At 72.5% G+C, this 14,668-nt stretch carries 17 protein-coding genes and 1 riboswitch; of the genes, 7 read left to right on the top strand and 10 right to left on the bottom strand.

Annotation, left to right across the window (positions count from 1 at the left end; all coding sequences use genetic code 11):
* Positions 1 to 36 precede the first annotated feature (36 nt).
* Positions 37 to 711 carry a hypothetical protein gene (locus tag HUT06_RS41850; RefSeq protein ID WP_176200756.1) on the bottom strand — a complete coding sequence of 225 codons (675 nt, stop codon included), beginning with the start codon at positions 709 to 711 and terminating at the stop codon, positions 37 to 39.
* Positions 712 to 780: 69 nt separating this feature from the next.
* On the opposite strand from HUT06_RS41850, the gene HUT06_RS41845 reads away from it, so the two are divergent.
* A complete protein-coding gene (locus HUT06_RS41845; RefSeq protein WP_176200755.1) occupies positions 781 to 1,431 on the top strand; it encodes a TetR/AcrR family transcriptional regulator in 651 nt (216 codons plus the stop codon).
* Between the two features lie 45 nt (positions 1,432 to 1,476).
* On the opposite strand, the gene HUT06_RS41840 is transcribed toward HUT06_RS41845, so the two are convergent.
* From HUT06_RS41840 to HUT06_RS41810, 7 genes are all read right to left on the bottom strand, one after another.
* Positions 1,477 to 2,160 (bottom strand): GNAT family N-acetyltransferase, encoded by a 684-nt coding sequence (locus HUT06_RS41840; protein ID WP_176200754.1) that lies wholly within the window; start codon positions 2,158 to 2,160, stop codon positions 1,477 to 1,479.
* Positions 2,157 to 2,729 carry a TetR/AcrR family transcriptional regulator gene (locus tag HUT06_RS41835; protein WP_176200753.1) on the bottom strand — a complete coding sequence of 191 codons (573 nt, stop codon included), beginning with the start codon at positions 2,727 to 2,729 and terminating at the stop codon, positions 2,157 to 2,159. Before HUT06_RS41835 ends, HUT06_RS41840 begins: the two co-directional genes overlap by 4 nt.
* A 13-nt stretch (positions 2,730 to 2,742) precedes the next feature.
* Entirely contained in the window at positions 2,743 to 3,627 is an 885-nt protein-coding gene (locus tag HUT06_RS41830; RefSeq protein WP_254715672.1) for an MMPL family transporter, read from the bottom strand.
* A 206-nt stretch (positions 3,628 to 3,833) separates the two neighbouring features.
* Positions 3,834 to 4,601: a group II truncated hemoglobin gene (locus tag HUT06_RS41825; RefSeq protein WP_176200752.1), complete on the bottom strand. Its 768-nt coding sequence runs from the start codon at positions 4,599 to 4,601 to the stop codon at positions 3,834 to 3,836.
* A 96-nt stretch (positions 4,602 to 4,697) separates the two neighbouring features.
* On the bottom strand, positions 4,698 to 5,252 hold the full coding sequence (locus tag HUT06_RS41820; protein ID WP_254715671.1) for a copper resistance CopC family protein: 555 nt from the start codon (positions 5,250 to 5,252) through the stop codon (positions 4,698 to 4,700).
* An 8-nt stretch (positions 5,253 to 5,260) separates the two neighbouring features.
* Positions 5,261 to 5,968 (bottom strand): YcnI family protein, encoded by a 708-nt coding sequence (locus HUT06_RS41815; RefSeq protein ID WP_176200751.1) that lies wholly within the window; start codon positions 5,966 to 5,968, stop codon positions 5,261 to 5,263.
* Positions 5,969 to 6,045: 77 nt separating this feature from the next.
* Positions 6,046 to 6,702, bottom strand: coding sequence for a hypothetical protein (locus tag HUT06_RS41810; protein ID WP_176200750.1), 657 nt, complete (start codon positions 6,700 to 6,702; stop codon positions 6,046 to 6,048).
* Positions 6,703 to 6,863: 161 nt separating this feature from the next.
* A riboswitch (cobalamin riboswitch) is annotated at positions 6,864 to 7,008 on the top strand.
* 138 nt (positions 7,009 to 7,146) lie between these two features.
* Here HUT06_RS41810 and HUT06_RS41805 point away from each other — a divergent pair.
* The 3 genes from HUT06_RS41805 to HUT06_RS41795 are packed head-to-tail and all read left to right on the top strand — an operon-like array spanning position 7,147 to position 10,694.
* Complete coding sequence (locus HUT06_RS41805) at positions 7,147 to 9,468, top strand: ribonucleoside-diphosphate reductase subunit alpha (protein WP_254715670.1); 2,322 nt, start codon at positions 7,147 to 7,149, stop codon at positions 9,466 to 9,468.
* Between the two features lie 23 nt (positions 9,469 to 9,491).
* On the top strand, positions 9,492 to 10,487 hold the full coding sequence (locus HUT06_RS41800; protein ID WP_176200748.1) for a ribonucleotide-diphosphate reductase subunit beta: 996 nt from the start codon (positions 9,492 to 9,494) through the stop codon (positions 10,485 to 10,487).
* A gap of 54 nt (positions 10,488 to 10,541) precedes the next feature.
* Complete coding sequence (locus HUT06_RS41795) at positions 10,542 to 10,694, top strand: hypothetical protein (protein WP_176200747.1); 153 nt, start codon at positions 10,542 to 10,544, stop codon at positions 10,692 to 10,694.
* Positions 10,695 to 10,756: 62 nt separating this feature from the next.
* Here HUT06_RS41795 and HUT06_RS41790 read toward each other — a convergent pair whose 3' ends face one another.
* Together HUT06_RS41790 and HUT06_RS41785 are read right to left on the bottom strand one after the other, a co-directional pair.
* Positions 10,757 to 11,815 (bottom strand): hypothetical protein, encoded by a 1,059-nt coding sequence (locus HUT06_RS41790; protein WP_176200746.1) that lies wholly within the window; start codon positions 11,813 to 11,815, stop codon positions 10,757 to 10,759.
* On the bottom strand, positions 11,812 to 12,363 hold the full coding sequence (locus HUT06_RS41785) for a SigE family RNA polymerase sigma factor (protein ID WP_176200745.1): 552 nt from the start codon (positions 12,361 to 12,363) through the stop codon (positions 11,812 to 11,814). Before HUT06_RS41785 ends, HUT06_RS41790 begins: the two co-directional genes overlap by 4 nt.
* 229 nt (positions 12,364 to 12,592) lie before the next feature.
* On the opposite strand from HUT06_RS41785, the gene HUT06_RS41780 reads away from it, so the two are divergent.
* The 3 genes from HUT06_RS41780 to HUT06_RS41770 are packed head-to-tail and all read left to right on the top strand — an operon-like array spanning position 12,593 to position 14,633.
* Positions 12,593 to 13,006, top strand: coding sequence for a thioesterase family protein (locus HUT06_RS41780; protein WP_176200744.1), 414 nt, complete (start codon positions 12,593 to 12,595; stop codon positions 13,004 to 13,006).
* Complete coding sequence (locus HUT06_RS41775; RefSeq protein ID WP_176200743.1) at positions 13,003 to 14,124, top strand: zinc-dependent alcohol dehydrogenase family protein; 1,122 nt, start codon at positions 13,003 to 13,005, stop codon at positions 14,122 to 14,124. The genes HUT06_RS41780 and HUT06_RS41775 overlap by 4 nt, the downstream gene beginning before the upstream one ends.
* Before the next feature lie 50 nt (positions 14,125 to 14,174).
* Positions 14,175 to 14,633: a DUF3592 domain-containing protein gene (locus HUT06_RS41770; RefSeq protein ID WP_176200742.1), complete on the top strand. Its 459-nt coding sequence runs from the start codon at positions 14,175 to 14,177 to the stop codon at positions 14,631 to 14,633.
* Positions 14,634 to 14,668 lie beyond the last annotated feature (35 nt).

Here is a 14,668-nt window from a genome sequence, read left to right as displayed (position 1 = left end):
ACCCGACTTTTCTTCAAGATTCTTTCCGCGACCACATCACCCCAGGTCAGCCCGCTGTGCACGCCGCACTCCGCGCCGCCGCGCGACGACCGCCCAGACGAGCGGCACCGTCCCGGCGGCCAGGCAGACGATCGCGGCGGGGAGCGCGAAGCCGAAGCGCAGGCCGATCGTGGCGCGCACGTCCACGCCGGGTCGTCCGTCCATGCGCATCACCACGACGGACCAAGCCCCACCGGTCTTGTCCCATGTGACGGTGCGAGTCCCAGAACCGGCCGAACTGGCCACCCAGAACGGCTGCCGTAACGGCGAATCAGCGGCTCGGGGCACACCCTGCACCTTCCGGAAGACCGGCCGGAACGGATCGAGGTCCGCCGAAACGAACTCCTCGTACGCGACCCCACGCAGATAGCCCTCGACCTGCTCCTTGGGCCCGATCCCCACGAACAGCGGGACGCGGGGATCCGCACCGCGCACCACGATCTCGACCTCCGCGAGCTCCCCGAGGTCGGGCATGGGGTCCCCCGCGCGGGCCGTCTCGGCCCCCACCTCGATCTCGTCGGTCTTGAGCGCGACGGCCGAACTGCTGAAGCGCCGCTCCGGCGTGGCGAACGCGCCACCGGACGACGCCTGCAAGCCGGCCCCGACGGCCAACCCGACCCCGCTGACCAGCAGCGGAGCGGCGATCGCAGTGACGACGAGGGCACGCTTCATGGTCGGCTCCTTTTTAGTACGACCGTGCTACCAAGCCCGAAGATAACACACCTGTGCTATAAAAACCCCATGCCGAAGGTGGTGGATCCGGCCAGGCGCCGGCAGGACGTGGTCGCGGCGGTGTGGCGGGTCGTCCGGCGGGACGGCCTGGACCGGGCGTCGGTCCGCAACGTCGCCCGCGAGGCGGGGCTGTCGGCGGGCTCGCTGCGGCACTACTTCGCCACGCAGCCCGAACTGCTGGCGTTCACGCTCCGGACGATCATCGAACGGATCGAGGAGCGGATCGCCGCGGCCCCGCCGCCGGACGGCGACCCCCGCGAACGCGCCGCCCGCGTCCTCGACGAACTCCTCCCGATGGACGCCGAGCGCGCCGCCGAGAACCACGTCTGGCTCGCCTTCACGGCCCGCGCGCTCGTCGACCCCGACCTGCGCGCCCTCTGCGAGGAGGCCCACACCGCCCTGCGCGCGGGCTGCCGCGCCCTGGTCGCGTCCCTGGCCCCGGAAGCGGACACGGAACTGGAAACAGACCGCCTCCACGCCCTGGTGGACGGCCTGGCCGTCCACGCCGCCCTACACCCCCGAACCACCACCCCAACCCGAATGCGAGCCGCGATATCCGCCCACCTCGACGCCCTCAAACACGCCCCAGCGACCGCCACGCCCGAACCCGCCAGCCCTCACGAAGCGCTTCCGCCACGTGGTGCCGTGCACCATGGCTAGGGCGAGGGCGGACAGGGCGCGGGCCTCGGACCGGCGGAGCCGGTTTTAGGGGGTGCGGAAGCCGCGGAAGGTTACCTTTTTGCGGGGTTTGAAGCCCAGGTGCTTGTAGAGGGTTATTGCGCTGGTGTTGTCTGCGGCGACGTGCAGGAAGGGGCGGTCGCCTCGGGAGGTGATGCGGGCTGCCAGGGCGTGGATCAGGCGGGCCGCGTGGCCTTGGCCTCGGGCTTCGGGGGACGTGCAGACGGTGCTGATCTCCGTCCAACCGGGAGGGCGGAGGCGTTCGCCCGCCATGGCCACCAGGGTGCCCTTGTCGCGTATGCCGAGATAGGTACCGAGTTCGTGGGTGCGCGGCCAGAAGGGGCCCGGGCGGGTGCGTGCGACGAGGGCCAGCATCTCCGGTACGTCTTGCTCGCCTAGTTCGACCACGGTGGGGGCGGTTTCGGGGAGGACGCCGTGCCAGAGCATCTGGAGGCCGTCCAGAACGAAAACGGGTTCCCAGTCCGATGGGGGAATGGCGGGGCTGCTGAACATGTCGGCGAAGCCGCCGGGGCCGAGGAGGCGCGCCAGGTCGGCCCAGTCGGCCGGGGTCGGGTCGGTGGGGACGGCGGAGAAGGTCGCGACGTCGGGGACATAGGTGGCGACCCGGCCCAGGCGGCGGGCGAGGTGCGCGTGGTGGCCGCGCAGGGATGCGCCCACGGGGTCGTCGAGCGGAGTCTCGTCGCGGTTCATGACGGTTCGAGGGTGGCGAGGGCCTCGTCCAGGGCCTCGGGGAGGTCGAGGGACGGGCCCTCCGACCAGCGGAGCATCAGGTCGAGCATGATGCCGAAGGCGGCGCCGGTCAGGGTGCGGGTGTCGGCCTCGGGGCGGCCGGAGCGCTCGGCGAGGATGGCGTTCACGGTCCGCATGGTGTCCATGAAGCTGCCGAACGCGACGCCGCGCAGGGCGGGGACGGAGAGGATCAGCATGGTCCGGTCGCGGCCCGCCGCGAGGTCTTCGGCGGAGAAGGCGTCGAGGACTTCGCGCAGGGCGGCGCGGAGGGCCGCCACCGGGCCCAGGTCCGGGGGCTGGGCGCGGAGCGCGTCGAAGAAGACCGGGTCGGCGTCGTCGCTGATGACGAGGTCTTCCTTCGTCGGGAAGTAGCGGAAGACCGTCGTGTGCGCGACCTCGGCGGCCTGCGCGACCTGCTCGACGGTGGTGGCGTCGTAGCCGCGCTCGCGGAACAGGCGCAGGGCCTCCCGCTGGATCGCGGCGCGGGTCCGCGCCTTCTTCAGCTCCCGCAGGCCCTGCTTCGGCGCCATCGCCCGCCTTCCGTCAGTTCGCCTCGGACGAGGAGCCTACTGGCACCGCGGCGGGGACCTTCCGGACGCCCTCCACGTCCACCCGGGGCAGGACGCGGTCGAGGCGGGCGGGCAGCCACCAGCCGGCGCGGCCGAGCAGCGCCATCACCGCCGGGACGATCGTCAGCCGGACGAGGAAGGCGTCGAAGAACACGGCGGCGGCGAGCGCGAAGCCGAACGACTGCACCATCGGGGTCACCGACAGCACGAAGCCCGCGAACACGCTGATCATGATGATGGCGGCGGCGGTGACCACCCGCGCGCCGTGGGCGAGACCGGCGACGGCGGCGTCCGCGGGGGACGCGCCCCGGACGTGCTCCTCCCGCATGCGGGTGACGAGGAAGACCTGGTAGTCCATGGCGAGGCCGAACACCATGCCGATCAGCATGACCGGCAGCAGGTTCACGATGACGCCGGACGAGTGGACGCCGAGCGGCCCGTTCAGCCATCCCCACTGGAACACGGCGACGACCGCGCCGAACGTGGCGGCGACGCTGAGCAGGAAGCCCGCGGTCGCCTTGAGCGGCACCAGGATCGAGCGGAACACCACGGTGAGCAGCAGGAACGCGAGGCCGATGACGAGCAGCAGGTACGGGACGAGCGCGCCGCCGAGCTTCTCGGACGTGTCGATGTCGATGGCGGTCCGCCCGGTGACCGCGACGCCGCGGCCGTGGAGGCGGTCCCGGATCGCGTGGACGAGGTCCTCGGTGGCCTCGGTGGTGGGCCCGGTGGCCGGGACGACGCCGACGAGGGCGGTGGTGCCGGCGGCGTCCATGACCGGGGCGTCCACGGAGGCGACGCCGTCCATGGCGGCCACGTCCTCGGCGACGCGTTCGGCGGCGGCGCGGGGTGCTTGCACGACGAGGGTCAGCGGGCCGTTGATGCCGGGGCCGAAGCCGTCCGCCAGCAGGTCGTAGGCCTGGCGCTGGGTGGTGCCGGACGGAGCCGTGCCGTCGTCCGGGAGGCCGAGGCGGAGGGCGGGCCCCGGCTAGCGTTATTTGTCAAAGCCTGGAAACGCGAACGTGCCGCCCTCCGCGACGGGAGGACGGCACGTCTCGCAGAGCGCTACTTGGAAGGGATGTAAGGCGGCGCCACGCCCCAGCCCCAGTGCGGCATGGGTGCTTCAAGGGGCGGCTTGGCGTCGGGCTGGGAGTTGGAGAGGGCGATCCGCGTGCCCCACTCGATGTAGGACGCGAACGCGGCGCGGAACTCGGGGTCGTCGGGGAGGCCGACCTCGTCCGCCGCGTCCATCAGCAGGGACACCCAGCGGCGCCGCTGCGCCTCGGTGATGCCGCGCCGCAGGTGCTGCCGGACCATGTGGTGATAGCCGCCGCGCTCTCCGCTGTAGCGCTCCGGGCCGCGGAACACCTCGCTCAGCCAGATCGCCACCCACTTCGGGTGGTCCGGAGCCATGTGCTCGAAGAGCGGGAAGAGCAACTCGTCCTTGAGGACGTTCGTGTAGAAGACCTCGGTGAGGCGCTCGAACGCCTCGCTCCCGCCCGCCCAGTCGTACATCGTCGGGACCGACGACCCGGCGCCGGCCACCGGCGTCCGCTCGTAGTGCCGCATCTCCTCGATCTGCTGCACGTACGGCTTGATCTCGGCGAAGAAGGCGGGGAAGTGCTCGCCGCCGCGGAACCCCTTCATGTGGTCGTCGGCCGACGTCCAGCAGATGCGCAGGATGTAGGACGACGGCTCCTCGACGCAGCGCGACAGCTCGTAGTCGACGCACTGGGGCGCCGCGGCGAGCGGAACGGAGGCCCGCGCGTAGGCGGCCTCGAACTCGCCCGCGCGATCCGGTTCGATGCGGTAGCGGATGTACTCGACGATCACGGGGACCCCCAGGATGCTTCCGGTCGGATCATCAATGTAATCCTGTAATCATCCGACCGGAAGCAAAACGATCAATCCTGCGCCACCGGGGTCCGGTCAGTCCTGCGAGGGGGAGCGGCGGAGCCAGGCGACCGCGCCGCCCGCCGCCGCGATGACCAGCGCGATCAGGCCGATCCACAGCCAGCCGGACGAGCCGCCCGAGTCCTCGCCGGAGGCGGTCGCGGCCGGGCTGCTCGCCGGCGCGGGCGCCGCCGGGGCCGCCGACGCGGAACCGCCGGAACCGCCGGAGTCGCTTGGCGAGCCCTTCACCGTGAAGGTGTAGGTGCCGTCGACCGGGTGCCCGTCCGAGGAGACGACCCGCCAGCCCACCGTGTACTTGCCGTTCGGCAGCGTGCCGTTGACCGCCTGGGTGACCTTGTTGTCGACCGCCCGCGGCGACCCGGCCTGGTGCTGCGCGCCCGACGCGTCCGTCAGCACCACGCGTGGCAGCCGCACCGGGTCGGAGTAGGTCAGGACGATCTCGGTCGGCGCCGCGACCGTCGAGTCCTTCTCCGGGGTGGCGGACGTCAGCGCGGCGTGGGCGGAGGCCGGCGCCGCGGTCAGGGCCAGGACCGTCCCGGCGGCCAGCACGCCGGCCGCGATCCGTCGCATCGCCGTGATCATGCCCGGCTCCGGGCGCGGCTCAGGCCGTAGCCGCCGAGGCCGAGGCCGACGACGCCGACCGCGATGCCGATGCCGCCGAGGAGGCGGGCCGTCCCGTCCTCGGACGAGGCGGCGGCCTCGGCGGCGGGCTTCTTCTCGGCGGTCAGGCCGACCGTGGCGGCGCCGCCCTTCGGGGTGAGCTGGAGCGTCGGCGCCGGGTGCTCGGGTTCGGCGGCGCCCTCGGCCGGCGCCTCCTCCCACTTGACGACCTCGCCGTTGGAGTAGGTCTGGTCGGCCTTGAACATCAGCTGGTCCGTGTCGGTCGGGAGCGGCCCCATGGAGACGTCGAACTCCTCGAACCGACCGGCCTCGATCTTGCCGCCCGACCAGGTGATCGTGGTGACGGCCTCGGTCAGCTCGCCGCCGTGGGACTGGATCGGCTTCGGCAGCTTGGACTTCTCCGCCTTCACCGTCCAGCCCGGGGTCGGCCGGACGGACACCGACGCGAGCGGGTGGTCGACGGGCAGGTGCACGACGACCTTGGTCGTGGCGGCGTTGTCGCGCTCGTTCGGCACCCGGAACGAGACCTTGGCGTAGGAGCCCTGCTCGGCGCTCTTCGGGTTGGCGGTGACGTGCGCGGACGCGGCCGTGGCCGCCCCGAGCACCGAGAGGGCGGCGAGGGAGACGATGGCGCCGGCGCGGCGCGCGGGCACGGTGAAGGACATGCGGGAACTCCGTTCGAGTCGTACGGGAAGAGCCGGATGCGCCGTGGATCGGCGTCCGGTGACGTACGGCGCGCGCGTCAGATGTGCGCGAGCGCCCTCGAACGGAACGGGGGACCCCGCCGGACGACCTGGTGCCGCAGCGCGCGGTCGACGGCGGGGACGGCGGCCGGCGCCGGGGCGGGGACGGCCGGGCGCGGCGGCCCGGCCGGTTCGATGGTGAGCAGGGCGAGGAGCAGCCGGACGGGACGGTCGGCGGCCGCGGCGACCCGCCGGGCCATCGTCCACACGGACCGTTCGCCGCGCCGCAGCCACCAGGCGGCGACCAGCGCGGCGACGCAGTGCGCGAGCGTCATGGCCAGGCCGTTGCCGCCATGCGCGGCGGTGGCGCCGGGCATCGCGGCGGCGTCGGTCATGGCGGCGTGCATCGCCGGGGTGTGGCCCGCCATGGCGGGCATGGGGTGCGCGGCCGGATCGGCGGCTGCGCCCGTGAACAGCGTGTGCAGGGCGAACTGCCCGCCGAGGAGCCCGCCCAGGATCGTGCCGAGCGAGCGCTCATGGCCCGCCAGCATCAGCGTCACGCCGACGACCGCGCCGAACCCCATCGTCCCCGCCCAGAGCGGGACGGCCGCCCCGCCTGCGAGGACGTGCCCGAGCGCCGCCAGCGCGACGCACACGGTGGCGAACACCACCGCGCGTGCGGCGCGGAACAGGGGCTGCGGGGAACGCTCCGACATGACGGCACCATCGTGCCACCCCGGTCCGCGACCGTGTACCCGACCCCGGAAACCCACGGCGACACGCCCAACATCTTGGGGTTGCGCATTGATCGCAAACAAGATGTAGGGTTCAACCCCGTGCTGGTACGCCCCCGCCGCCCGGCGGCGGGGGCGTCGTGAGAGGGAACCCGGTGCGATTCCGGGACTGCCCCGCAGCGGTGAGCGGGAACGACCGCCGTCATGAGCACTGGGCCCGCCGGGCCCGGGAAGCGACGGCCAGTAGGACGTGCCTGACAGGTGCGCCGCCCGCGAGTCCGAAGACCTGCCCGCACGAGAAGGTCCGGGGGTCGTCCCCTCGGGCCGACACGTCCAGGCTTCGCGGGTGGGCCGGGGGCGGAGCGCGGCATGCCGTCGCGTCCCGTTCGCATGCCTCCGCGAGGCGGCTTGCGAGGGGAGAAGCACGTGACACAAGTGTTGGCCGACGCACCGGCGGCCGGGGGCATCGCCGGGGAGGTCGAGGCCGCCTGCGCCGGGGTACCGGATGTGGCGGCGGGGCGCGTGCTGGCCGCCGTCCGGTCCGGCGACGGGCTGGACACGGCGGCGCTGCGGGATCTCGCGATCGCCGAGGCCGCCGCCCTGGTGGCCGCCGAACCCGGCTACTCGAAGGTCGCCGCGCGGCTGCTCGGCGCCCGGATCCGGGACGAGGCGGCGTCCGCCGGCGTCACGGCGTTCGCCGAGTCGGTCGCCGCCGGGCACCGGGAGGGCCTGCTGGCGGACGGTCCGGCCGCGTTCGTCGCCGCCAACGCCGCCGCACTCGACGCGCTCATCGACGACGGCGCCGACGACCGGTTCGAGTACTTCGGGCTCCGCACCCTCTACGACCGGTATCTGCTGAGGCATCCGCGTTCGCGGCTCGTCCTGGAGCGTCCGCAGCACTTCCTGCTGCGCGTGGCATGCGGCCTCGCCGACACGGTGGACGAGGCGGCGGACCTGTACGGCCTGCTCAGCACGCTGTCGTACCTGCCCAGCTCGCCGACCCTGTTCAACTCGGCCGCGCGCCGCCCGCAGCTGTCGTCGTGCTTCCTGCTCGACTCGCCGCGCGACGAGCTGGAGGCGATCTACGAGCGGTACGGGCAGGTCGCGCGGCTCAGCAAGTACGCGGGCGGCATCGGCATCTCGTGGACGAAGGTGCGCTCGCGGGGCTCGCTGATCCGCGGCACGAACGGGCACTCCAACGGCATCGTCCCGTGGCTGCGCACGCTGGACTCGTCCGTCGCCGCCGTCAACCAGGGCGGCCGCCGCAAGGGCGCCGCCTGCGTCTACCTGGAGCCGTGGCACGCCGACGTCGAGGAGTTCCTCGAACTGCGCGACAACACGGGCGAGGACGCGCGCCGCACCCACAACCTGAACCTCGCCAACTGGATCCCGGACGAGTTCATGCGCCGCGTCGAGGACGACGCGCCCTGGTCGCTGTTCGACCCGAAGGAGGTCCCCGAGTTGGCCGACCTCTGGGGGGACGAGTTCGACGCGGCGTACCGGGCGGCGGAGCGGGACGGACGGTTCGTCCGGCAGGTCCCGGCCCGCAAGCTGTACGGGCGCATGATGCGCACCCTCGCGGAGACGGGCAACGGATGGATGACGTTCAAGGACGCCGCCAACCGCGCCTGCAACCAGACCGCCGAGCCCGGCGAGCCGCCCGTGGAGGGGCGACCCTCCACACCACCCGAAAAGAGGGTCGTCCACCTCTCCAACCTGTGCACAGAGATCCTTGAGGTGACCAGCGATGGCGAGGCCGCCGTCTGCAACCTCGGATCGGTGAATCTGGCCGCGCACGTGACGCCCGCCGGGGTCGACTGGGAGCGGCTTCGTTCAACGGTCCGCACCGCCGTCCGCTTCTTGGACCGCACCATCGACAGGGGCTTCTACCCCACGCCGGAGGCGGAGAAGGCCAACCGCAAGTGGCGTCCGGTCGGGCTGGGCGTGATGGGTCTCGCCGACGTCTTCTTCACGCTGCGCCTGCCGTTCGACTCCGACGAGGCCCGCGCGCTGTCGACGCGCATCGCCGAGGAGATCGCGCTGGCCGCCTACGGGGCGTCCGCCGACCTCGCCGCCGCGCACGGGCCGCTGCCCGCCTACGGCATGACCCGTACCGCGCGCGGCCGGCTCCACCTGGACCACTTCCCGGACGCCGCGCCGGCCCGTCCCGCCGAGTGGGCCGCGCTCCGCGAGCGCGTCGCCGCGGTCGGGCTCCGCAACTCGCTGCTGATCGCGATCGCGCCGACCGCGACGATCGCGTCCATCGCGGGCTGCTACGAGTGCATCGAGCCGCAGGTGTCCAACCTGTTCAAGCGCGAGACGCTGTCCGGCGAGTTCCTGCAGATCAACGGCTACCTGGTGGCCGAGCTGAAGGCGCTCGGGCTGTGGACGCCGGCCGTCCGCGAGGCGATCAAACGCGCGAACGGCTCCGTGCAGGGCCTCGTCGACGTCCCGGAGGAGACCCGCGCCCGCTACCGGACGGCCTGGGAACTGCCGCAGAAGGCCCTCATCGACCTCGCCGCCGCCCGCACCCCCTACATCGACCAGTCGCAGTCGCTGAACCTGTTCATGGAGACGCCGACGATCGGCAAGCTCTCCTCGATGTACGCGTACGCGTGGCGCAGCGGGCTGAAGACCACCTACTACCTGCGCTCCCGCCCGGCGACGCGCATCGCGCAGACGACCGTCGCGTCGGAGGCGGCCGTGTGCTCCCTGGAGAACCCCGAGACCTGCGAGGCGTGCCAGTGAGCGCGCGAACCGAAGGACACAGCATGCTGCTCGACCCCGGCATGGACCTGACCCTGCGTCCCATGCGCTACCCCGACTTCTACGAGCGCTACCGCGCCGCGATCCGCAACACGTGGACGGTGGAGGAGGTCGACCTCGCGTCCGACATGGCCGACCTGGAGCGGCTCACGCCCGCCGAGCTGCATCTGGTGAACCGGCTCGTCGCGTTCTTCGCCACCGGCGACTCGATCGTGGCGAACAACCTGGTGCTGAACCTCTACAAGCACGTGAACGCCCCGGAGGCCCGGCTCTACCTGTCGCGGCAGCTATATGAGGAGGCCGTCCACGTACAGTTTTACCTGACCCTCCTGGACACCTACCTGCCCGATCAGGACGAGCGCGCGCGGGCGTTCGCGGCGATCGAGCACATCCCGTCCATCCGGGCGAAGGCGGAGTTCTGCTTCCGCTGGATCGACTCGCTCGGCGCCCTGGACGAGCTCCGCACCGCCGCCGACCGCCGGACGTTCCTGCTCAACCTGATCTGCTTCGCGGCCTGCATCGAGGGCCTGTTCTTCTACGGCGCCTTCGCCTACGTCTACTGGCTGCGCTCGCGCGGGCTGCTGAACGGCCTCGCGTCCGGAACCAACTGGGTCTTCCGGGACGAGAGCATGCACATGGAGTTCGCGTTCTCCGTGGTCGACACCGTCCGGGCCGAGGAGCCGGAGCTGTTCGACGACGCGCTGACCGCGCAGGTCAACGCGATGCTGGACGAGGCCGTCCAGGCGGAACTGGCCTTCGCCCGCGACCTGTGCGGCGACGGCCTGCCCGGCATGAGCGCCGGCGACATGCGCGCCTACCTCGAATACGTCGCGGACCAGCGGCTCGTCCGGCTCGGGCTCCCAGCCCGCTACGGCACCGCGAACCCGTTCGCGTTCATGGAGCTGCAGGACGTCCAGGAGCTGTCCAACTTCTTCGAGCGGCGGGTTTCGGCCTACCAGATCGGCGTCGAAGGGAGCGTCGCGCTCGACGAGGCGTTCTGAACTAATGCGGGCGGGCACTCGTTGAGCAGAGACCCTAGGCCGAGGAGGACGCCCATGCCTTCCGTCGTCGACCGGATCAAGAGATATATCAGCGGCCCGCAAGGCCGGAAGATGCGGGCCAGAGCCGAGCAGTACGCCCGCGACCCGCGCACGCAGGCCAAGGCGCGCCGCCTGCTCGCCCGGTTCCGCGGTGGCCGCCGCCACTGAACACGGCACCGACACGGCCCGTCCCCTCTCGGGGGCGGGCCGTATCGGTGTCCGGCCGGGATTCAGGGGCGGGGCACGTCGCCGCTGGTCACCTTCGCCCCACTGACGACATGCACCTGATCGCCGATCATCGCCACGACCCGGTCCCCGGACACGGTGAAGTCGGACGGCGCCTCCGGAGCGCTCGGCGGCAGCTCCACCCGCCGCGTGACCGTCTTCGCGGCGGTCGAGTACCAGACCACGCGATTGCGCCCGCCCTCGCGCAGCAGCGCCACGATGTGCGTGCCGCCCTTGTCGAACGCGGCGCCGGCCAGCGTCGCGCCGGGCGCTCCCAGGCGGATCGCGCTGATCTCGCCCGTGGCCGCGTCGAGGGTGTGCAGGCTCGGGTCCCGGTAGTCGCCCACCATTCTGAAGACCAGCTCCCGGCCGTCCGGTGCCCAGCGCAGCAAACCGGCGAGCGCACCGGCCGGCAGCCGGGTGACACGGTGGTCACCGGTCGAGGGCTCGACGACCGTGATGGTGCCCTGGGCGGACGTGCCGCACTCCGTGCCCGCGTACGCGATCCGGCGCACCCCGGGGGAGACGGCCAGCGGCTCGCGCTCCCCGCCGCCGCGCTGCCGCAGCGCGGCGCCGCGCAGCTCGGCCGGCGGCCCCTTCGGCCGGCCGTCGGGCCCCAGGGTGAGCCGGTAGAAGTGGACCGCGCACGCCTGCGGGGCGGCGGTCGTGAGGACGAACGTCCGGTTGTCCCCGGAGTCGGCGTCGTCGACGAAGCCGGACGACCCCGGCGGCACCGGGACCGTCGCGACGGCCTGGCCGGTGTCGGCCTTGCGCACCGTCACCGGCTCCCCCGGCGCCCACGGCCCGTTGAGGACGAAATCGGCGCCCGCGTAGGCCGCGAGCGCGAACCGGGGAGACGGAGCGTCCCGCCCGTCCCGCGACCACGGTGCGACGGCGACGACCGCGACCACCGCGACCACCGCGACGACCGCGGCGGCGAGCCCGACGATCGGCCTCGTGCGGCGCCGCGCGGGGGCGGGGAGCGGCCGGAGCTCCTCGGGGCGGACGGTGGCGGCGCCCTCGTCCAGGGCCGTCCGCAGCAGCTCGTCGGAGAACCTGGTCATCTTTCCTCCTCGTACCGGTCGCGGAGCGCGTCCAGGCCCCGGGAGATGGTCGACTTGACGGTGCCGGGCCGCACGCCCATGGCCGCGGCGATCTCCGCCTCGGACAGGTCGAGGTAGTAGCGCAGGACGATCGCCTCCCGCTGCCGGGCGGGCAGCCGGCCGAGGGCCCGCAGCACGCGCCGCCGGTCGTCGGCGATCAGCGCGTCGCTCTCCGCCGACCACACCGGCTGCGGGGTCTGGAACAGCCGGTGCGTCAGGGCCCTGCGGCGCAGCAGCGTCCGGCCGCTGTTCAGCACGGCCGTGCGGGCGTACGCGAGCAGTTCCGCCTGCGCTTTGGGCAGCCCGCTTCCTCTGCCGCGCCGCTCATGGCGCCGCTGCATGCGGGCGTACACGTCCTGGACGATGTCCTCGGCCGTGCCCTGATCGCCCACGAGCAGCACAGCGAGCCGTACAAGCGACAGGTGATGGGCGTGGAACAGCGCCGCCAGCCCGTCGCCCGCCCCATGGTCGGCGACGTCATCACCGCCTTCGCCGGGTCTCTCCGACATGTGCCCGGGCGTGCCGCCGCCGGCGGCGGACAGTCCGCGATGCAACCTCATGCCTTGAGAACCAACGAACCCGCAAAAGGTTGCTTCACTCCGTCCACAATCTCCCTGACGGCCCTTCCCGCCTCCTCATTGGGCGGACGCACCGCCCCGCACACCCGCCGCTAGGCGCGGTCACCGTTCCCCTGGCCCGATGCCATGCCGCCTTTGGGGCGACCATAGGCTGCCCTTCATGACCGGCGAGTACCAGCACTGGGAGAACGTCCCCACGCGGTGGAAGGACAACGACGTCTACGGGCACGTCAACAACGTCGTCCACTACTCGCTCATGGACACCGTCATCAACGAGTGGATGATCCGGACGGCCGGTTTCGACCCGGTGACGTCCGCCGCCATCGGCCTCTGCGTCGAGTCGCACTGCGAGTACAAGGCCGAGGTGTCGTTCCCGGACGCGATCAAGGTCGGGCTCCGCATCGGCAAGCTGGGCCGCTCCAGCGTCCGCTGGGAGGTCGGCATGTTCCGCACGTCCGACGGCGCCCTCATCGCCGAGGGACACTTCGTGCACGTCTTCGTCGACCGGGACACCCGCCGCCCGGTCGAGATCACCGGCCCCGTCCGCACCGAGATGGAGAAGCTGATCCCATGACCGAGACCCGCGCGGCCGTCCTCGTCGAGTCCGGACGCCCCGCCCCCTACGCCGACTCCCGCCCGCTGGAGATCACCGACCTGCGCCTCGACCCGCCGGGCCCCGGCGAACTCCTGGTACGGATCGGGGCCGCGGGCCTCTGCCACTCCGACCTCTCGGTCATCAACGGCTCCCGCCTCCGGCCGCTCCCGATGGCCCTCGGCCACGAGGCCGCCGGCGAGGTGGTCGAGACGGGCACCGGGACGGAGTTCGCGCCCGGCGACCGCGTCGTCCTCGCGTTCGTCCCGGCGTGCGGGCACTGCGAACGCTGCGTCGGCGGGCGCCCCGCCCTCTGCGGGCCCGGCGCGCAGGCCAACGGCGCGGGCACCCTCCTCGGCGGCGGCAAGCGCTTCGTCGCCGCGGACGGCACCCGCCCCAACCACCACCTGGGCGTCTCCGCGTTCTCCGAGTACACCGTCGTGTCGGCGCGCTCCGCCGTGAAGATCGACCCGGACCTGCCGTTCGACATCGCCGCGCTCTTCGGCTGCGCCGTCCTGACCGGCGCCGGCGCCGCCCTCTACAGCGCGGCCGTCACCCCCGGCGACACCGTCGCCGTCTTCGGCCTCGGCGGCGTCGGCCTCTCCGCCGTCCTCGCCGCCAAGGCCGCCGGCGCCGCCGTGGTCTACGCGGTCGACCTCGTCCAGGACAAACTCGACCTCGCGGCCTCGCTCGGCGCGCACCCGGTGCCGGGCGGCCCGGACGCCACGGAGGCGCTCCGCGACCTGACCTCCGGCGGCGCCGAGAAGGTCATCGACACGACGGGCGTCGTCCCCGTCCTGGAACAGGCGTACGCCGCCACCCGCTCCGGCGGCACGACGGTCACCGTGGGCCTGCCCGCCCCCGGTGCGCCGCTGACCCTGCCCGCCCTCAGCCTCGTCGCCGAGGAGCGGACACTGCGCGGCAGCTACCTGGGCTCCTGCGTCCCCCGCCGCGACGTCCCCCGCTTCATCGCGATGTACCGCAACGGCACCCTCCCGGTGGACGCCCTGCTCACCGGCAGCCTCCCGCTGGACGACATCAACACCGGCTTCGACCGCCTCCACACCGCCAAAGCAGTCCGCCAGGTCATCACCTTCTGACCTCTGCGCCGGCGAAACCGGCGATTCAGGCGATGCGTCCTATCTGTGCTGTGGACGAGAACGAACGGCACAACACGGAGCCCCTGAGCGGCTGGCAGAGCCTCCGCCTCGGCCTCATCGGGGCGTCTCTGATATTCGCCGTCTTCGCGCTGATCCGTGCGGGGTTCGGCTACCACGAGGCGTCCGTCCTGAGCGACGACCGCGTAGTGGTCAACGGCCAAGTAGGCGACGTCGAGCATCGCAAGGGCAAACAACACGCGAGAGTACGCTTCACCACCCGCGACGGCCGCGCCGTATCCGCCGAGGTCAGCGCATGGAAGGACCTGCCGGCCGAAGGCGACCGCGTGACCGTCTGCTACGCCCGGCGAGACCCCGAGTCCTACGTCCAGGACGCCCGCATCTGCCCCAACTTCGCCGGGCCGCGCTCCGAAACGAAGTTCGCCCTCGTCCTCCTAGCCTTCGCCGCCGCCCTATGGCTCCCCGGCCTACTACGCCGCCTCGCGGCATGAGTCCAGGACGGGTTGCGGTATGTCACAGGTGGTTC

It is taken from the genome of Actinomadura sp. NAK00032 (genome assembly GCF_013364275.1).
GTDB lineage: Bacteria > Actinomycetota > Actinomycetes > Streptosporangiales > Streptosporangiaceae > Spirillospora.
Note: the sequence above shows the minus strand (reverse complement) of the source record. Positions and strands in the feature narration are given on the sequence as shown.